This is a genomic window from Pseudomonas sp. FP2300, assembly GCF_030687595.1.
GTDB lineage: Bacteria > Pseudomonadota > Gammaproteobacteria > Pseudomonadales > Pseudomonadaceae > Aquipseudomonas > Aquipseudomonas bijieensis.
In genome coordinates, this window is sequence record NZ_CP117440.1 from 5,991,158 (window position 1) to 6,008,643 (window position 17,486).

Sequence of the window (17,486 nt, forward strand, 5' to 3'; positions counted from 1 at the left end):
CAGCGGGGATAAATCCCCTCGCCACAGGTCATCTTCCACCACAAGTTGCGTGTCCGTCTGATGACACTGCTTGCACAACCCAGGGACTGGACAACCTCCCAACTCTGTCCCATGATTTGCCCCGCAAAAACCACCCCACGAGAGATCCCATCATGAGCAAAAAGCCATCCAGGCATGGCCCCAACAAGGCCAAGTCCATCGTCGCCCAACCCCTGTTCCGCAGCCGCCAGGAACGACCCGCCAAGGGCAAGGGCAGCTACCGCCGCGAAGCCTTCCAGTCTGACAACTGGGAGGCTTCTTGCTTTCTGGCAGCTTGAAACAACCGGACAAGCCCTACGCCCCTTTCGCATGTTAAGGTCAGCACCTGATTTGTATTTCTGGACCCGTGCATGCCCTTCTGTCTTTCCCATCGTTGGCCACTGCGCCAAATGATCGTTGCCGCAAGTGTCGCCCTGCTTGTCGCCTGCGCCGAAAAACCTACCGCCGCCGACGCCCAACCACTCCAGACCGCCCCTGCCGTGACCGCTCCGGCCATCGTGCCACCCGTGGTGCCGACCGGTGACGAGCTGACCATTGCGCCCACCCAGACCTTCGCCGAATGGCAGGCCGGGTTTCGCAAGGAGGCACTGGCCGCCGGGATCCGTGGCGATCTGTTCGACCGTGCATTTATCGGCGTCAGCCCGGACATGAGCGTGATCAAGGCCGATCGCAGCCAGCCGGAGTTCACCCGCCCGGTGTGGGAATACCTCGATGGCGCGTTGTCGCCACTGCGAGTCAACAAGGGCAAGAGCCTGATTCAACAGAACGCCCAGGTCCTGCAAAGCATCGAGCAGCGTTATGGCGTCGATCGCGAGGCGCTGGTGGCGGTGTGGGGTATGGAGAGCAACTTTGGCCAGTTCCAAGGCACCAAGTCGGTGATCAATTCCCTGGCGACCCTCGCCTACGAAGGACGACGCCCGGGCTTTGCCCATGCGCAACTGATCGCGGCCCTGCAAATCCTGCAACAAGGCGATATCACACCGGAAAAAATGCTCGGGTCGTGGGCCGGCGCCATGGGCCAGACCCAGTTCATTCCCACCACGTACAACACCCATGCGGTGGATTTCGACGGTGACGGTCGCCGCGACATCTGGGGCAGCTCCACCGATGCCCTGGCCTCGACCGCCCATTACCTGCAAAGCTCCGGCTGGCAACGCGGCCAGCCGTGGGGCTTCGAGGTCTCGCTCAGTGAAGGCTTCGACTACACGCTAGCCGATGGCACGATCCGCAAGCCCGTTTCCGAATGGATGCGGCTGGGCGTTTCAGCATATGGCGGCCTGCCGACAGCCCCCGATCAAGCACAGCTATCGGCGGCCCTGCTGTTGCCGGCCGGCCATCGCGGCCCGGCGTTCCTGATCTTCGATAACTTCCGCGCCATTCTCAAGTACAACAACTCATCGTCCTACGCCCTGGCGGTTGGCTTGTTGTCACAGCGCTTCAGCGGTGCAGGGCTGGTCTACGGCCAGTGGCCAAAAGAAGATCTGCCCCTGAGCCGCAGCGAACGCATCGAACTGCAGACCCTGCTGGGCAAGCACAACTACGACGCGGGCAACCCCGACGGCATCATCGGCGCCAACACCCGCAAAGCCATCCGCAGCGCCCAGCAGTCGTTCGGCTGGCCGGCGGATGGGTATCCGACGCACCAGTTGCTGGAGGCGTTGCGTAGCCGCTGAATCAGCTTATGGCCGCTACCGCCATCGCGAGCAGGCTCGCTCCCACAGGTTGATCGGAATACCTGTGGGAGCGAGCCTGCTCGCGATGGCTGATTCGCAGGCGCTATATGACTAGCGACTGACTACCACATCCTGCTCCAACACCAACCTCTTCTCCCCCGCATCCAACGTCACCAATGCCCCCATGGGCAACGTCAGGTTCGGATCGCAATGCCCACTGCGCCAGCCCGACAACACCGGAATGCGCAATGGCTCGAAGGTCTGCTTGAGCAAGCGGTTCAACGCCTCGACATCGACCCCAGCCACATCCCCCACCAACACGCCGCGTAGCTTGTGCAACGTGCCGGCCAAGCGTAGTTGGGTCAGCAGCCGGTCGATACGATACAGCGGCTCGTTGACGTCTTCGATGAACAGGATCACCCCGTCGGCATCGATCTGATAAGGCGTGCCCATGGTCGCGGCGATGATCGACAGGTTGCCCCCCAGCAGACGCCCGTGGGCAATGCCCGGCTCGACGGTGGTCAATGGATATGCGGCGGGATGGTCCAGTGTACTACCGGCCTTCAACTGCCCATGCAGCAGGCTGAAAAACGAGGTGACGGTTGGGGGTTCCTTGTCACCCAGCAGATCGGCGTTGAGCAGCGGGCCGTGGAAGGTGACGAAGCCTGCGTAACGGCTGATGGCCAGATGTAGGGCGGTGATGTCGCTGTAGCCGATGAATGGCTTGGGGTTGCGTCGCAGGAGGTCGAAGTCGATGCGGTCCAGCAGGCGGGGCGTGCCGTAGCCGCCGCGCAGGCAGATGATGGCTTTGACTTCTGGGTCGGCGAAGGCGGCGTGCAGGTCGTTGAGACGAACTTCGTCGCTGCCGGCCAGGTAGTTGTCCTTTTCGTAGACGCCTGGGAATATTCGCAGCTCATGACCCCTTGCGCGCATCCATTGGATGGCTTTGTCCGTGTCCAGCGGGGCGGGGCCGGCGGGGGCGATCACTCCGATCAGGCCTTCTTGAGGGAGGGTTGGGACGGGGTGGTGTGGGGTTAGGGCCATGGGGTTCCCGGCTTTTTTGATCGTGTGTATATCCGTTTCTGCGGTAACGGCCACTTATGGTTCCGCTCTTACAGCGGGTCACTTTTGGAAGAGCGCCAAAAGTAACCAAAAACGCTTTGCCCCACCACTCGGCACCTCGCCTAGGCTCGGTGTGCCCTCACTCCGGCATTGCTCCGTGGGCCGCCGCGAAGGGCCATCCATGGCCCAGCGCGGCTATCCCGGCATCCATGCCGGGATGCCCACTGCGCAATGCCTGCGTTCGGCCAGCGTGGTTTAACGGGGCGTCCAGATCAAGATCAAGATCCAAAGCAAAGCAAAGCAAAGCAAAGCCAGATCGGGATATATCCAGCATCTTTGTAGCTGAACCACCGCTATCGCGAGCAGGCTCGCTCCCACATGGGTTGTGGGTGCTCACAACATCCGCGCACGATACAAAACTTGTGGGAGCGGGCTTGCTCGCGAAGGCGTCAGCACATCCAACATCACCGCAAATTGACCCACCGCTTTCGCGAGCAAGCCCGCTCCCACAGGAGAAACGCGATCTCACCCAGAACCAGGTCGGCTATCAGGCCGCCTCGCGGTGGACGTTGATCTCGGGCGCCCCGTTAACCACGATGGCTGAACGCAGGCATTGGTTCGTGGGCAACCCGGCATGGATGCCGGGTTAGCCGCGCTGGGCCATGGATGGCCCTTCGCGGCGGCCCACGAACCAATGCCGGAGTGAAGGCATGCCGAGCCCTAGCGAGGCACCGAGTGGTGGGGCAAAAGCGTTTTGGTTACTTTTGCGCTCTTCAAAAGTGACCCGCCGTAAGGGCGGAACCCTAAGTAGCCGTTACCGAAGAAACGGATATACACACCACTCCAAAAACAAATCAGGACCCAAGCAGCTCAGCCTTGACCAACTTAGCCTGCTCATCCGCATGATACGAAGACCGCACCAACGGCCCCGAAGCAACGTTCTTGAACCCCATCTTGTACCCTTCCTCAGCAAACCAGGCAAAGGTATCCGGGTGCACAAAACGCTGCACCGGCAAGTGACTACGCGAAGGCTGCAGGTACTGCCCCAAGGTCAGCATATCGATGTCATGCTCACGCATGCGCTTCATGACCTCGATGACTTCCTCGTCGGTTTCCCCCAGGCCCAGCATCAAACCGGACTTGGTCGGGATGTGCGGCATCATCTGCTTGAAGCGTTGCAACAGGGTCAGCGACCACTGATAGTCCGAACCCGGACGCGCAGCCTTGTACAGGCGCGGCACGGTCTCCAGGTTGTGGTTGAACACATCCGGCGGCTCGGCGGCGGTGATTTCCAGGGCGATGTCCATGCGGCCACGGTAATCGGGCACCAGGGTTTCCAGCTGGACGTTCGGCGACAGCTTGCGGATCTCGCGGATGCAATCAGCAAAATGCTGGGCACCGCCATCACGCAGGTCGTCGCGGTCCACCGAGGTGATGACCACGTACTTGAGCTTCAGGTCGGCGATGGCGATGGCCAGGCTTTCTGGCTCATTCACGTCCAATGGTTTCGGACGGCCGTGGCCGACGTCACAGAACGGGCAGCGACGGGTGCAGATGTCGCCCATGATCATGAACGTGGCGGTGCCGCCAGAGAAGCATTCGCCCAGGTTCGGGCAGGAGGCTTCTTCGCAGACGCTGTGCAGCTTGTGCTTGCGCAGCAGGGCCTTGATACGGTCGACTTCCGGGGACACCGGGATGCGCACGCGGATCCAGTCCGGTTTCTTCGGCAATTCGGTGGTCGGGATGATCTTGACCGGGATGCGTGCAACCTTCTCGGCGCCGCGCAGCTTGACGCCGGCCTCTACCTTGGCACGCGGGGCCGGACGCTCGGTGACGTCCTGCGTCGGGATAATGGTTTGCACTGCATCAGTAGTCATATCAGTCGATTCCGCCCGTAAGGGTCGTCTGCTCAGCATAGTCGAGGTGTTTGACGAGCTGCGCGCGCAGCCGGGCACTTACCTCGGCAAATTCAATCGATCCTGCGTGCTCGCTCAACTGGGTCATTGCCAGTCCAGCGTAGCCACAGGGATTAATCCGTCGAAATGGCGCAAGGTCCATGTCCACGTTCAAGGCCAGGCCATGAAACGAACAGCCGTGGCGGATCCGCAAACCCAGGGACGCGATTTTCGCCCCGTCGACGTAGACACCCGGCGCATCCGGCTTGGCCGCCGCCGTAACACCGTAGCTGGCCAGCAGCTCGATCAGGCATGTCTCCATGCGGGTGACCAGCTCGCGCACGCCAAACCCCAGCTTGCGCACGTCCAGCAACAGATAGGCAACCAGTTGGCCAGGGCCATGGTAGGTCACCTGCCCGCCCCGGTCGACCTTCACCACCGGGATATCCCCCGGCAACAACAGGTGCTCGGCCTTGCCGGCCTGACCCTGGGTGAACACCGGTGGGTGTTCCACCAGCCAGACTTCATCGTCGGCGGTGTTGCCGCGTTCGTTGGTGAAGCGTTGCATGGCATGCCAGACCGGCTCGTAGGCCATCGTACCCAGCTCGCGAAAGCCCAGCGTGCCCGGCATCACAACACCATGTGCACGAAACCGGTCGCTCGCAGCTCGCTGTTGATGTCGTAGAGCTGTTCCTGGCCGGTGGCAATGATGTGCAACTGGATCGTCGTGTACTTGCCGTTGGTACTCTGGCGTTCGGCCAGGGTCTTGTGATCAACGGTGGCATGTTTTTCAAGGATCGCGATGATCCGGTCCTTGAAACCCACACCGGTGTCGCCAATCACCTTGATCGGATAATCCGCGCAAGGGAATTCGATTTTTGGCGCCTTTACTTCAGAGTCTGTCATGGCGTAACGGCCTCGTAAGCCGTGGTAACGCACATGGCCCCGCTCCGGATGGAAACGGGGCCATGCAGGTCAACACTTCAATCAGTTGAACAAGCCGTAGAAGAATAGACGGATGCTATCCCAGATGCGGCGGAAGATACCACCTTCCTCGACCGCGTCCAGAGCGATCAGGTCAGCGCTGTGCACCACTTTGTCGTCCAGTTTGACTTCGACTTTACCGATCACGTCGCCCTTGGCGATGGGAGCGGTCAGTTGCGGGTTCATGGTCATGCTGGCAGCGAGCTTCTTGAGCTGGCCCTTGGGCAGGGTCATGGTCAGGTCCTGGGCCAGGCCGGCCTTGACCTGGTTGCTCGAGCCTTTCCAGACCTGGGCCTGGGCCAGTTCGGTGCCCTTCTGGTAGAAGGTCTGGGTTTCGAAGAAGCGGAAGCCATAGGTCAACAGCTTCTGGGTCTCGGCGGCACGGGCCACTTCGCTGCTGGTGCCGAAGACGACGGCGATCAGGCGCATGCCGTCACGCACCGCCGAAGACACCATGCAGTAGCCGGCTTCGTCGGTGTGACCGGTCTTCAGGCCATCGACGGTCTTGTCGCGCCACAGCAGCAGGTTGCGGTTAGGCTGCTTGATGCCGTTCCAGAAGAATTCCTTCTGGGAGTAGATGGCGTAGTGCGCCGGGTCTTCATGGATGATTGCCCGGGCCAACAGCGCCATGTCGTGAGCCGAGGAATAGTGCTCAGGGTTCGGCAGGCCGGTGGGGTTCATGAAGTGGCTGTTGGTCATGCCCAGGTCGGCCACGGTTTTGTTCATCATGTCGGCGAACGCATCTTCGCTGCCGGCGATGTGCTCGGCCAGGGCGACGCTGGCGTCGTTGCCGGACTGGATGATGATGCCGTGCAGCAGGTCGCTGACGGTCACTTGCGAACCGACCTTGATGAACATCCGCGAACCGCCGGTGCGCCAGGCGTTTTCGCTGACGGTCACCGGATCGTTTTCACCGATCTGGCCGCGACGGATCTCCAGGGTGGCGATGTAGGCGGTCATCAGCTTGGTCAGGCTGGCCGGTGGCAGGCGCTGGTCACCGTTGTTCTCTACCAGCACCTCGCCGCTGCTGGCATCCATGAGCACAAAGGATTTGGCAGCCAATTGAGGCGGGGCCGGCATCATCTCGACCGCGAACGCGGCCGGTGAGAGAAGCAGCGGGACTAGCAGGCAAAGGCGTTTGGCAAAGGTGGTGATGTTCATCCGTCTCTCGAAATCGCTAATGGGACTTGCCCGAAGGCAAAACTAAAACAGGCAGCCTTCTAACGGGTTGCCGCGTATTTAAGTTGCTCACTCACACCCTTGCCGGGCTTTTATTATTCATGGAGCCAACAACCTGACCCGCTCCAACCGCAAGCGGGCCTCAATCAATCACTCGGCGGTGACCAGGCTCGGCGAACCGAGATTGGCCAGGCGCACACTGTTCTGCACTTGCTGGACTTCACCCGGAGAACCGATCGGCCCCAGGCGCACCCGATGCAGTGTCTGCTGGTTGCGCACGATCGAGCTGATGAACACCGGGGCGCTCACCATCGAGCTCAGCTTCGACCGGAGCAGCTCGGCAGCGTCCGGGTTGGCGAACGCGCCCACTTGCAGAAACTGGCCAGACGCTGGTGCAGAAGCGTTTTTTTTTGCATCGATCTGTACCGGCAGCACGGCCGCGGCATGTTGCTGCGGCGGCGGTGTCCACTGCTCGACCGTGCCGGTGGACGCCGTCACGGTCGGCGCGGCATTTTGCGCCACTTTCGGCTCGTTGAGCATCAAAGGCGCCGGACGGCCACGTTGGGCCCACCATTCCTGCGGGTCGATGCCTTCGACCTTGACCCGGGCGGTGCCGATTTCAGCGTAACCGAGTTTTTTCGCCGCCGCATACGACAGGTCGATGATACGGTCGGAATAGAACGGCCCACGGTCATTGACCCGCAGAATCACGCTCTTGTTGTTGTCCAGGTTGGTCACCCGCACATAGCTGGGCAGCGGCAAGGTCTTGTGGGCCGCGCTCATGCCATACAGGTCATACACTTCGCCATTGGCGGTGTTCTGGCCGTGGAACTTGGTGCCATACCAGGACGCCGTGCCCGAAGCCACGTAGCGCTTGGAGTCGGCCATCGGGAAATAGGTCTTGCCCAGCACCGTGTACGGGTTGGCCTTGTAGGGGCCGGTGTGCAGGGTCGGCGTGGCGTCGGGAATGCGCGAGACGTCCACGTCCCACCATGGCGCGCCGTCCTTGTGGGCCCGGTTGATGTCCAGGCCCGGCGTCGCGCGCACGGCAGTGGTGTTTTTCTGGGTCGGCGCGCGGCTGGTCGAACAACTGACGACCAACAACGACAGCGCAGCCAATGCCACGAGCTTGAGGGGCTTGGCTTTCAGGGGTTGATAGGTAGGCATTGCCCGCATTATTTGACGCCCCGTGCTTTGACCAGCTCTTCAGACAGTTGATATACAGCCATGGCGTACATCACGCTGCGGTTATAACGCGTAATCGCGTAGAAATTCTTCAGGCCCATCCAGTATTCGGGACCTTGTTCGCCTTCCAGGCGCATCGCGGTGACCGGCATGTCGTCACGCAGCGCATCATGACTCGACCAGCCCAGGGCCCGCAACTCCCCGACGGTTTTCGTCGGCTCGATGCCCTCGGTCAGGCCCTCGTCCACCTGCTCGCCACGCACGTCGGCACGGCTGACCACCGGCTGGCCGGCTTCCCAGCCGTGGCGCTTGAAATAGCTGGCGACACTGCCGATGGCGTCGGTCGGGTTGGTCCAGATATTGATGTGGCCGTCGCCGTCAAAGTCCACCGCATAGGCGCGGAAACTGCTGGGCATGAATTGCGGCAGGCCCATGGCCCCGGCATAGGAGCCCTTGAGGGTCAGCGGATCGACCTGCTCTTCGCGGGCCAGCAACAGGAACTCGCGCAGCTCCTTGCGGAAGAACTCGGCGCGCGGCGGGTAATCGAAACCCAGGGTCGACAGCGCGTCGATCACCCGGAAATTCCCGGTATTGCGGCCAAAGAAGGTCTCCACGCCAATGATCGACACAATGAACTGGGCCGGCACGCCGTATTCCTGCTCGGCCCGGGCCAGGGCCGCCTCGTGCTGGCGCCAGAAGTCCACGCCCCGGGCGATACGCGCCTCGGTGATGAACATCGGCCGGTACTCGCTCCACTGCTTGACCCGCTCGGCAGGCCGAGAGATGGCGTCGAGAATCGATTGCTTGCGTTCGGCCTCGCGAAACACCCCCATCAGCTGCTCGCCGGCAAAACCGTAGTCGCGGGTCATCTCACCGACGAATTCGGCCACCTGGGGCGAACCTTCGTATTCGCCCGCCAAGGCATGCGATGCACTGCCCAGGAAGCCGACCAGGCCGATCCACGGCGCATATCGCGTCGACCAGCCACGCATTGCTTGCATTGAACTCTTCACCTTATTCAAACCTGTGCGATCCACTTGCGATGCGTATGAATCGACATCAAAACCCCAAACGCTGACAGTAGTGTCACCAGCGAAGTTCCTCCGTAGCTAATGAATGGCAACGGCACCCCCACGACCGGCAACAGGCCACTGACCATACCGATGTTGACGAAAACATAAACAAAAAACGTCATGGTCAGGCTGCCCGCCAGCAACTTGCCGAACAACGTCTGGGCCTGGGCGGTGATCACCAGCCCGCGGCCGATCAGCAGCAGGTAGATCAGCAGCAGCACGCAGATGCCCACCAGGCCGAACTCCTCGCCCATCACGGCGATGATGAAGTCGGTGTGGCTTTCCGGCAAAAAGTCCAGGTGCGACTGGGTGCCCATCAGCCAGCCCTTGCCGAACACCCCGCCGGAGCCGATGGCGGCCTTGGACTGGATGATGTTCCAGCCGGTGCCCAGCGGATCGCTCTCCGGGTCGAGGAAAGTCAGGATTCGCTGCTTCTGGTAGTCGTGCATCACGAAGTACCACATGGCCACCGACACCGGCACCGCGATGGCGATCACGCTGAGGATCCAGCGCCAGCGCAACCCGCCCATGAACAGCACGAAAGCACCGCCGGCCAGGATCAGCAGCGAAGTGCCAAGGTCCGGCTGGCGCACGATCAGGATGAACGGGATGCCGATCAGCAACAGGCTGATGCACACGTGCTTGAGCTGCGGCGGCAAGGAGCGCTTGGACAGGTACCAGGCGATGGTCGCCGGCATGATGATCTTGAGGAACTCCGAAGGCTGGAAGCGGATCACCCCGGGAATGTTGATCCAGCGGGTGGCGCCCATGGCGTTGTGGCCCATTACGTCCACCACCACCAGCAGGCTCACGCCCACTACATACGCCAGCGGCACCCAGCGGGCCATGAATCGCGGTTCGAGCTGGGCGATGACGATCATCGAAACCAGGCCGATCCCAAACGAGGTGGCCTGCTTGGCCAGCAGGTCCCAGCTCTTGCCACTGGCCGAATACAGTACGAACAGGCTGCCGGCGGCCAGGGTCAGCAGCAGGATCAGCAACGGACCGTCGATGTGCATGCGCTGCAACAAGGTGGCCCGGCGGCGCATCACATCTTCGCTGGAGAGGATCCGGTCGAAATTATTCTTCACGGGCCGTAGCCTCCGCGGTGGTGGGGCTTGCGTATTCAGGCTTGAGCTGTCCGTGCTCATCCAGCAACCAGGCGTCCATGATCTGGCGCACCACTGGCGCGGCGACCCCAGAGCCGGACTCCCCGTTCTCGACCATCACCGACACAACGATTTTCGGGTTGTCGGCGGGCGCGAAACCAACGAACAAGGCGTGGTCGCGATGGCGTTCCTGGACCTTGGAGCGGTCGTATTTCTCGCCCTGCTTGATAGCGACGACCTGGGCCGTACCGCTCTTGCCGGCAATGCGGTATTGCGCGCCGATGGCCGCCTTGCGGGCGGTGCCCCGGGCACCGTGCATCACTTGCTGCATACCGTTGTTGACCTTCTGCCAGTCCGACGGATTGCGCAGGATGATGTCCGGCATCGGATTCGGGTCTACCGGCTTCTGGCCTTCGATGGTCTTGGCCAGGTGCGGGCGATACCACTTGCCCTTGTTCGCCACCAGGGCCGTGGCCTGGGCCAGTTGCAGCGGCGTGGCCTGCATGTAGCCCTGGCCGATCCCCAGGATCAGGGTTTCACCGGGGAACCAGGCCTGGCGACGGGTCGCGCGCTTCCACTCCCGGGACGGCATCAAACCGGGGGATTCTTCGAACATGTCCAGCGAGACTTTCTGGCCGATGCCGAACTTGCCCAGGTAGGACGACAGCCGATCGATCCCCAGCTTGTGGGCCAGGTCATAGAAGTAGGTGTCGTTGGACCGCATGATCGCCGTTTCCAGGTCCACATAACCGTCGCCGGTGCGGTTCCAGTTACGGTACTTGTGGTCATAGTTGGGCAGCATGTAGTACCCGGGGTCGTAGACCCGGCTCGAAGCGTTGACCACGCCGGAGTCCAGCCCGGCAATCGCTACGGCCGGCTTGATGGTCGAGCCCGGCGGATAGAGGCCGCGCAGCACGCGGTTGAACAGCGGCCGGTCGATGGAGTCGCGCAACTCGGCGTAAGCCTTGAAGCTGATGCCGGTGACGAACAGGTTCGGGTCGAAACTCGGCTGGCTGACCATCGCCAGCACCTCGCCAGTATTCGGGTCCAGCGCCACCACGGCGCCACGACGCCCGCCCAGCGCCGCTTCGGCCGCCTCTTGCAGCTTGATGTCCAGGCTCAGGACGATGTCCTTGCCAGGAATCGGGTCTGTACGCTTGAGCACCCGCAAGACGCGGCCACGGGCGTTGGTCTCGACTTCCTCGTAACCCACCTGGCCATGCAGTTCGGGCTCGTAGAAGCGCTCGATGCCGGTCTTGCCGATGTGGTGGGTGCCGCTGTAATTCACCGGATCGAGGGTCTTGAGCTCTTTCTCGTTGATCCGCCCCATGTAGCCGACCGAGTGGGCGAAGTGCGGCCCCTGGGGATAGTGCCGCACCAGTTGCGCCACCACCTCGACGCCGGGCAGGCGGAACTGGTTCACGGCGATCAGGGCGATCTGCTCTTCGGTCAGCTCGAACAGGATCGGCACCGGCTCGAACGGCCGTCGGCCCTGGCGCATGCGCTTCTCGAAGATCGCCCGGTCCTCGGGGGTCAGTTGCAGCACTTCGACGATCACGTCGAGCACATGCTGCCAATCCCCGGAGCGCTCGCGGGTCATGCTCAGGCTGAAGCTGGGCCGGTTATCCGCCACCACCACGCCGTTGCGGTCGAAGATCAGCCCGCGGGTCGGCGGAATCGGTTGCACATGCACCCGGTTGTTTTCCGACAGGGTCGAGTGGTACTCGTATTGGATCACCTGGAGGAAATACAGCCGCGCAATCAGCACGCCGATCAGCGTCACCACGGTAATGGCGCCGAACACGACGCGGCCCCGCACCAGGCGGGCGTCTTTTTCGTGGTCCTTGATGCGGATCGGCTGAGGCATGGGGCAGGATTACTTGTGGTAAGGGTGCCCGGACAGAACTGTCCAGGCACGATACAGCTGTTCGCCGATCAGGATCCGCACCAGCGGGTGTGGCAACGTCAACGGCGACAACGACCAGCGCTGATCAGCCCGGGCACAAACTTCCGGCGCCAGCCCTTCCGGGCCACCGACCATGAAATTGACCGTGCGCGAGTCCAGCCGCCAGCGATCGAGCTCCACCGCCAGTTGCTCGGTGCTCCAGGGCTTGCCGTGGACTTCGAGGGTGACAATGCGCTCGTTCGGCCCAACCTTGGCCAGCATGGCTTCGCCTTCCTGGCGGATGAAGCGCGCCACGTCGGCATTCTTGCCACGGGTGTTAAGCGGAATTTCCACCAGTTCCAGGGCCAGCTCGGACGGAAGACGCTTGGCATATTCATGCCAGCCTTCTTCCACCCACTTGGGCATGCGAGAACCGACGGCGATCAGGCGCAGTCGCACAGCGGTCCCTTATTGCTGGTCTTTGTTGAGCTTGGTGAAGTGCTCATGGGGATTTTCCGGGCTGTGGTGCGCGGCGCTGGCCGAACGGCTCTGCTCGGCACCGGCCCACAGGCGCTCCAGGTCGTAGAACTGGCGCGCCGAGGCGGTCATCATGTGCACGATGACGTCGTCCATGTCCAGCAGCACCCAGTCGCTGTCGCCCTTGCCTTCTTCACCCAGCGGCTTGACGCCCTTGGCCTTGACCGCTTCGCGGACCTTGTCCAGCATCGCGCCGATCTGGCGGTTGGAAGTACCGGTGGCGATGATCATGTAGTCCGTGATGCTCTGCTTTTCACGAACGTCGATCACCTGGATGTCCTGGGCCTTGACGTCTTCCAGGGCCGCCACGGCCACCTTGACCAGCTCTTCGCCGGCCAGTGCCACGCCGGTATGGGCTTCTACGGGCAGCGGGGCGCTTTTGAACGTGCCTTTGCGCTTTACTTTGTTTACGTCTTTGTCAGTCATATAAAACTCGTTTTGCTCGTATGTTCGGGCGCTTCGCTACACGCATTCACGTGCCTTGAAGCGCGCCTTTTTCAGTTCGACGCACGGTACAGCCCGTGCGCATCGATGTAGGCCAGGACCGCGTCGGGCACCAGGAAACGTACCGACTTACCGCTGGCCAGCAGTTGACGGATCTGGGTGGCGGATACCGCGAGCGGCGTCTGCCAGACGAATGCAATCTGTCCGCTCGGCCCTTTCAGGGCCAGCGGGTCGCTCACCGAGCGGGCCGCCAGCAGGTTGCGCAAGGCATCCGGCGGCTCGCTGTCGGCATCCGGGCGTTGCAGCACCAGGATGTGGCAATGCTGGAGCAACTCTTCCCAGCGATGCCAAGTGGGCAGGCCGCAAAATGCGTCCCAGCCCAGAAGCAGAAAAACCTGGGCATCGGCGGCCAGTTCGGCACGCATCAGCTCCAGGGTATCAATGGTGTAGGACGGTTTGTCCCGCTGCAATTCGCGGGCGTCCACCACCAACGGCGCCACACCGGCCACCGCGCACTCGACCATCGCCAGGCGGTCCTGCGCCGACACCTGCGGCGTATCCCGGTGAGGCGGCCGGGCGCTGGGCGTCAGGCGTAGCTCATCGAGGGCCAGGGCGTCGGCGACTTCCAGCGCACCGCGCAAATGACCGATGTGCACCGGGTCGAACGTGCCGCCCAGGATACCGATGCGCCGGGGCGCAGTTGTCGTCGTCACTGCGGCTGACGGGTCGAGGTCGCCCAAGTCAGGCCGGCTCCTGTCCGCGCAACTGGCCGTCACCGACCACGATGTACTTCTCGCAGGTCAGGCCTTCCAGGCCGACCGGGCCGCGGGCGTGCAGCTTATCAGTAGAAATGCCGATCTCGGCACCCAATCCGTATTCGAAGCCATCGGCGAAGCAGGTCGGGGTGTTGATCATCACCGACGCCGAATCCACTTCGGCCACGAACCGCCGGGTTTCGCCCTGGTGTTCACTGACGATGGAATCGGTGTGGTGCGAGCCGTGGCGATTGATGTGCTCGATGGCCTCGTCCAGCCCGTCGACCACGCGGATCGACAGGATCGGCGCCAGGTATTCGGTATTCCAGTCTTCTTCAGTGGCAACCGCGGCTTCGATGATCGCCCGGGTGCGCTCGCAACCACGCAGTTCGACGCCTTTTTCGCGGAACTGGACGGCCATCGATGGCAGGAAGGCCTGGGCAACGGCCTGATCCACCAGCAGGGTTTCCATCGCGCCACAGATGCCATAACGGTAGGTCTTGGCGTTGAAGGCGATACGTTGGGCCTTCGGCAATTCGGCGTGGGCACTTACATAGACATGACAGATGCCGTCCAGGTGCTTGATCACCGGCACGCGGGCGTCACGGCTGACCCGTTCGATCAGGCCCTTGCCGCCACGGGGCACGATGACATCGACGAACTCGGGCATGGTGATCAGCGCACCGACTGCGGCACGATCGGTGGTTTCCACCACTTGCACCACGGCCGCTGGCAGATCGGCCTCGGCCAGGCCGCGCTGGATGCAGGCGGCGATGGCGCGGTTGGAGTGGATAGCCTCGGAGCCGCCACGCAGGATGGTCGCGTTGCCCGACTTCAGGCACAGGCTCGCGGCGTCGATGGTCACGTTCGGCCGCGACTCGTAGATGATCCCGACCACGCCCAGGGGCACGCGCATCTTGCCAACCTGGATGCCCGACGGCCGGTAGCTCATGTCGCGGATCGCCCCGACCGGATCCGGCAGGGCCGCGACCTGGCGCAGACCGACGATCATGCCGTCGATGCGGGCCGGAGTCAGCGCCAGGCGCTCGAGCATGGCCGGCTCCAGACCATTGGCCCGACCAGCGGCCAGGTCCAGTTCGTTGGCAGCGGACAATTCGGCGCGCGCAGCGTCCAGCGCATTGGCGGTGGCCTGCAGGGCGCGGTTTTTCTGCGCGGTGCTGGCACGGCCGATGATGCGCGATGCTTCGCGAGCGGCGCGACCCAGGCGGGTCATGTAGTCAAGAACGGACTCAGTCATGGTCTGTGTGGTCTTGGCAAAGAGGAAAGCGGCAGATTATAGCTGTCGTAACCCTCGACTAACAGCATGGACTCGCAGTGGTGACCGGCGGAGGAGCAAAACCGGCGTAAACAGCCTGTTGAAGCGAGTGTTCAGCGGTGATTAAGCTTTCCATTGCTATCATCGCGCTTCCTTTGGCCTCCCTTCGTCTATCACCATGACCGATTTGCCATCGCCCAACGCCCTGCCCCACGCCTTTTTCGATCGCGACGCCCAGGTGCTTGCCAAAGACCTGCTGGGCAAAGTCATTCGCCACAAGGTCGGTGACTTGTGGCTCAGCGCGCGGATCATCGAGACCGAGGCGTACTACTTTGCCGAAAAGGGCAGCCACGCCTCGCTGGGCTACACAGAAAAACGTAAGGCTTTGTTTCTGGATGGCGGCCACATCTATATGTACTACGCCCGGGGCGGCGATTCGTTGAACTTCAGCGCTCAGGGACCCGGCAATGCGGTGCTGATCAAATCGGCGTACCCATGGGTCGACACCGTCTCCGGCCCGACGAGCCTGGCGCAGATGCTGCTGAACAACCCCGACGCCCAGGGCCGGCCACGCACGCCGCAGAAACTCTGTGCCGGTCAGACGCTGCTGTGCAAGGCGTTGGGGCTGAAAGTACCGGACTGGGACGCCAAACGCTTCGACCCCGAGCGCTTGCTGGTGGAAGATGTCGGCGTGCCGACGGTCAATGCGATCCAGACCACCCGCCTGGGCATCCCCCAGGGCCGGGACGAACACCTGCCCTACCGCTTCGTCGACGCCGCCTATGCCCCGTGGTGCACCCGCAACCCGTTGCGGCGCGGGCAGGTCGAAGGGCGTGATTACTTTTTGCTGTCCTGATGCAATACCGCATACCCCTGTGGGAGCGGGCCTGTGGGAGCAAGGCTTGCCCGCGATGCAGGCGACACGGATCAACAATAAGGTCGCGTCATCGTTCGTCGCGAGCAAGCTTTGCTCCCACAAGCTCTCCCCACAGTAAAAAATGCATGCTAATCACTATTCAATGGAGTTGTACTTATGGGCCCATGGCTCGATAGCATCACCAGCTGGCTGACCGTCAACCCCCAGTGGCTGGCGGTGGCGGTGTTCATCGTCGCCTGTGTGGAGTGCCTGGCCATTGCCGGGTTGATCGTGCCGGGCACCGTGCTGCTGTTTGCGATAGCGGTACTGGCCGGCAGCGGCGCGTTGTCCTTGGGCGAGACGTTGCTACTGGGCCTGCTCGGTGGCTTGCTGGGGGACCTGGTGTCGTACTTCCTCGGCCGGCATTTCCATCAGAACATCCGGCGCCTGCCGGGGCTGCGGCATCACCCTGAATGGATGAGCGCTGCGGAGAGCTATTTCCAGCGCTACGGCATCGCCAGCCTGCTGGTGGGCCGTTTTATCGGCCCGCTACGGCCAATGCTGCCGATGGTGGCCGGGATGTGCGACATGCCATTCCCGCGCTTCGCCGCCGTCAGCGTGTTGGCCGCGGCGGGCTGGACCGTGGCCTACCTGCTGCCGGGCTGGGCCACCGGGGCGGCGTTTCGCCTGCCGCTGCCCGAAGGTTTCTGGCCACAGGCCGGCGTGGTCATCGGCAGCATCGCAGTGATGATCGGGCTGAGCGTCAACAGCAGCCTGCGCCGCCATCGCCATGCCACGGCGCTGATCGCAGGCCTTGGCCTGGTGATCCTGATTGGCCTGTTCATTGGCTTCCGCTACCTGACGGCATTCGACCAGGGCCTGATGGCGCTGGTCCAGGAACATCGCAGCGCGACGCTGGATGAAATCGCCGTGACCTTCACGCTGATCGGCGAATTCCGCTACATGCTGATTGTCTGCAGCCTGCTGACTGGGCTACTGCTGTTGGCACGGCAATGGCGGCAGGCAATCTTTGCCGGGGGCACGATGCTGCTCACATCCCTGGCCAATACCGGCAGCAAACATTTCTTCGCCCGCGTACGCCCGGAAATCCTCACCGACCCACTGACCAGCTACAGCATGCCCAGCGGCCACTCCTCCGGGGCATTCGCACTGTTCCTGACCCTCGCCGTCCTGGCCGGCCGCGGTCAACCACCGCGCCTGCGCCTGACCTGGTTGCTGCTGGGCTGCCTGCCGGCGCTGGCCATTGCCCTGTCGCGGGTCTACCTGGGGGCGCATTGGCCGAGCGATATCGTCGCCGGCGCCATGCTCGCCGCCTGCATCTGCGCCGCCATCCTGTGGCTGAGCCAGCGCCAGACTCCGCTGCCGGCCATGCCGCCGAAGGTCTGGTGGCTGATCCTGCCGGCGCTGGTGGCGGTGTTCAGTTTCTTCGCGCTGCGGCACTTGCCGCATGCGATGTTGCGGTATGCCTATTGAGACCTGGAGCCCCCTGTGGGAGCGAGCCTGCTCGCGATTG

Annotated in this window: 17 protein-coding genes; 4 read left to right on the top strand and 13 right to left on the bottom strand. The window is 62.6% G+C overall.

The features are described 5' to 3' along the window. Nucleotides 1-152: 152 nt before the first annotated feature. Together arfA and PSH86_RS26655 are read left to right on the top strand one after the other, a co-directional pair. Nucleotides 153-317: an alternative ribosome rescue factor ArfA gene (gene arfA, locus PSH86_RS26650; protein WP_030140368.1), complete on the top strand. Its 165-nt coding sequence runs from the start codon at nucleotides 153-155 to the stop codon at nucleotides 315-317. Between the two features lie 72 nt (nucleotides 318-389). Further along, nucleotides 390-1,712 (top strand): lytic murein transglycosylase, encoded by a 1,323-nt coding sequence (locus PSH86_RS26655; protein ID WP_305486036.1) that lies wholly within the window; start codon nucleotides 390-392, stop codon nucleotides 1,710-1,712. Nucleotides 1,713-1,823: 111 nt separating this feature from the next. Here PSH86_RS26655 and PSH86_RS26660 read toward each other — a convergent pair whose 3' ends face one another. The 13 genes from PSH86_RS26660 to PSH86_RS26720 all read right to left on the bottom strand — a co-directional run bounded on the left by PSH86_RS26660 (nucleotide 1,824) and on the right by PSH86_RS26720 (nucleotide 15,078). After that, nucleotides 1,824-2,756 (bottom strand): LD-carboxypeptidase, encoded by a 933-nt coding sequence (locus PSH86_RS26660; RefSeq protein WP_305486038.1) that lies wholly within the window; start codon nucleotides 2,754-2,756, stop codon nucleotides 1,824-1,826. 872 nt (nucleotides 2,757-3,628) lie between these two features. Continuing rightward, complete coding sequence (gene lipA, locus PSH86_RS26665; protein ID WP_109756285.1) at nucleotides 3,629-4,651, bottom strand: lipoyl synthase; 1,023 nt, start codon at nucleotides 4,649-4,651, stop codon at nucleotides 3,629-3,631. Nucleotide 4,652: 1 nt separating this feature from the next. Further along, entirely contained in the window at nucleotides 4,653-5,300 is a 648-nt protein-coding gene (lipB, locus tag PSH86_RS26670; RefSeq protein WP_095963499.1) for a lipoyl(octanoyl) transferase LipB, read from the bottom strand. After that, the gene (locus PSH86_RS26675; protein ID WP_003185772.1) at nucleotides 5,300-5,575 is read right to left on the bottom strand and encodes a DUF493 domain-containing protein; all 276 of its coding nucleotides are present in this window, start codon (nucleotides 5,573-5,575) and stop codon (nucleotides 5,300-5,302) included. Before PSH86_RS26675 ends, lipB begins: the two co-directional genes overlap by 1 nt. Nucleotides 5,576-5,656: 81 nt before the next feature. Then, nucleotides 5,657-6,814, bottom strand: coding sequence for a D-alanyl-D-alanine carboxypeptidase family protein (locus tag PSH86_RS26680; RefSeq protein ID WP_060740482.1), 1,158 nt, complete (start codon nucleotides 6,812-6,814; stop codon nucleotides 5,657-5,659). Between the two features lie 168 nt (nucleotides 6,815-6,982). Then, nucleotides 6,983-8,008: a septal ring lytic transglycosylase RlpA family protein gene (locus tag PSH86_RS26685; RefSeq protein ID WP_109756286.1), complete on the bottom strand. Its 1,026-nt coding sequence runs from the start codon at nucleotides 8,006-8,008 to the stop codon at nucleotides 6,983-6,985. Beyond that, complete coding sequence (mltB, locus tag PSH86_RS26690; RefSeq protein WP_109756287.1) at nucleotides 8,008-9,018, bottom strand: lytic murein transglycosylase B; 1,011 nt, start codon at nucleotides 9,016-9,018, stop codon at nucleotides 8,008-8,010. Before mltB ends, PSH86_RS26685 begins: the two co-directional genes overlap by 1 nt. A gap of 17 nt (nucleotides 9,019-9,035) precedes the next feature. Next, nucleotides 9,036-10,139: a rod shape-determining protein RodA gene (gene rodA, locus PSH86_RS26695; RefSeq protein ID WP_162893928.1), complete on the bottom strand. Its 1,104-nt coding sequence runs from the start codon at nucleotides 10,137-10,139 to the stop codon at nucleotides 9,036-9,038. Between the two features lie 31 nt (nucleotides 10,140-10,170). Beyond that, on the bottom strand, nucleotides 10,171-12,066 hold the full coding sequence (gene mrdA / locus PSH86_RS26700) for a penicillin-binding protein 2 (protein WP_109756289.1): 1,896 nt from the start codon (nucleotides 12,064-12,066) through the stop codon (nucleotides 10,171-10,173). Between the two features lie 9 nt (nucleotides 12,067-12,075). Beyond that, nucleotides 12,076-12,543 (bottom strand): 23S rRNA (pseudouridine(1915)-N(3))-methyltransferase RlmH, encoded by a 468-nt coding sequence (rlmH, locus tag PSH86_RS26705; protein WP_003185785.1) that lies wholly within the window; start codon nucleotides 12,541-12,543, stop codon nucleotides 12,076-12,078. 9 nt (nucleotides 12,544-12,552) lie between these two features. After that, the gene (gene rsfS, locus PSH86_RS26710) at nucleotides 12,553-13,047 is read right to left on the bottom strand and encodes a ribosome silencing factor (protein ID WP_109756290.1); all 495 of its coding nucleotides are present in this window, start codon (nucleotides 13,045-13,047) and stop codon (nucleotides 12,553-12,555) included. Nucleotides 13,048-13,118: 71 nt separating this feature from the next. Continuing rightward, the gene (gene nadD, locus PSH86_RS26715) at nucleotides 13,119-13,805 is read right to left on the bottom strand and encodes a nicotinate-nucleotide adenylyltransferase (RefSeq protein ID WP_063324226.1); all 687 of its coding nucleotides are present in this window, start codon (nucleotides 13,803-13,805) and stop codon (nucleotides 13,119-13,121) included. Nucleotide 13,806: 1 nt separating this feature from the next. Next, nucleotides 13,807-15,078, bottom strand: a complete 1,272-nt coding sequence (locus tag PSH86_RS26720; RefSeq protein WP_305486052.1) for a glutamate-5-semialdehyde dehydrogenase — start codon at nucleotides 15,076-15,078, stop codon at nucleotides 13,807-13,809. A gap of 196 nt (nucleotides 15,079-15,274) precedes the next feature. On the opposite strand from PSH86_RS26720, the gene PSH86_RS26725 reads away from it, so the two are divergent. After that, nucleotides 15,275-15,952, top strand: coding sequence for a DNA-3-methyladenine glycosylase (locus PSH86_RS26725; RefSeq protein ID WP_305486054.1), 678 nt, complete (start codon nucleotides 15,275-15,277; stop codon nucleotides 15,950-15,952). Nucleotides 15,953-16,129: 177 nt separating this feature from the next. Continuing rightward, nucleotides 16,130-17,446 carry a bifunctional DedA family/phosphatase PAP2 family protein gene (locus tag PSH86_RS26730; RefSeq protein ID WP_163856504.1) on the top strand — a complete coding sequence of 439 codons (1,317 nt, stop codon included), beginning with the start codon at nucleotides 16,130-16,132 and terminating at the stop codon, nucleotides 17,444-17,446. Nucleotides 17,447-17,486 lie beyond the last annotated feature (40 nt).

What these genes read in the sequence shown, in the direction of transcription:
- rsfS (WP_109756290.1), bottom strand. Translation starts at nt 13,047, where the DNA reads ATGACTGACAAAGACGTAAACAAAGTAAAGCGCAAAGGCACGTTCAAA.
- PSH86_RS26725 (WP_305486054.1), top strand. Translation starts at nt 15,275, where the DNA reads ATGACCGATTTGCCATCGCCCAACGCCCTGCCCCACGCCTTTTTCGAT.
- PSH86_RS26720 (WP_305486052.1), bottom strand. Translation starts at nt 15,078, where the DNA reads ATGACTGAGTCCGTTCTTGACTACATGACCCGCCTGGGTCGCGCCGCT.
- PSH86_RS26680 (WP_060740482.1), bottom strand. Translation starts at nt 6,814, where the DNA reads ATGAACATCACCACCTTTGCCAAACGCCTTTGCCTGCTAGTCCCGCTG.
- arfA (WP_030140368.1), top strand. Translation starts at nt 153, where the DNA reads ATGAGCAAAAAGCCATCCAGGCATGGCCCCAACAAGGCCAAGTCCATC.
- rodA (WP_162893928.1), bottom strand. Translation starts at nt 10,139, where the DNA reads ATGCGCCGCCGGGCCACCTTGTTGCAGCGCATGCACATCGACGGTCCG.
- PSH86_RS26660 (WP_305486038.1), bottom strand. Translation starts at nt 2,756, where the DNA reads ATGGCCCTAACCCCACACCACCCCGTCCCAACCCTCCCTCAAGAAGGC.
- PSH86_RS26655 (WP_305486036.1), top strand. Translation starts at nt 390, where the DNA reads ATGCCCTTCTGTCTTTCCCATCGTTGGCCACTGCGCCAAATGATCGTT.
- PSH86_RS26675 (WP_003185772.1), bottom strand. Translation starts at nt 5,575, where the DNA reads ATGACAGACTCTGAAGTAAAGGCGCCAAAAATCGAATTCCCTTGCGCG.
- mltB (WP_109756287.1), bottom strand. Translation starts at nt 9,018, where the DNA reads ATGCAAGCAATGCGTGGCTGGTCGACGCGATATGCGCCGTGGATCGGC.
- PSH86_RS26730 (WP_163856504.1), top strand. Translation starts at nt 16,130, where the DNA reads ATGGGCCCATGGCTCGATAGCATCACCAGCTGGCTGACCGTCAACCCC.
- mrdA (WP_109756289.1), bottom strand. Translation starts at nt 12,066, where the DNA reads ATGCCTCAGCCGATCCGCATCAAGGACCACGAAAAAGACGCCCGCCTG.
- lipB (WP_095963499.1), bottom strand. Translation starts at nt 5,300, where the DNA reads ATGCCGGGCACGCTGGGCTTTCGCGAGCTGGGTACGATGGCCTACGAG.
- PSH86_RS26685 (WP_109756286.1), bottom strand. Translation starts at nt 8,008, where the DNA reads ATGCGGGCAATGCCTACCTATCAACCCCTGAAAGCCAAGCCCCTCAAG.
- lipA (WP_109756285.1), bottom strand. Translation starts at nt 4,651, where the DNA reads ATGACTACTGATGCAGTGCAAACCATTATCCCGACGCAGGACGTCACC.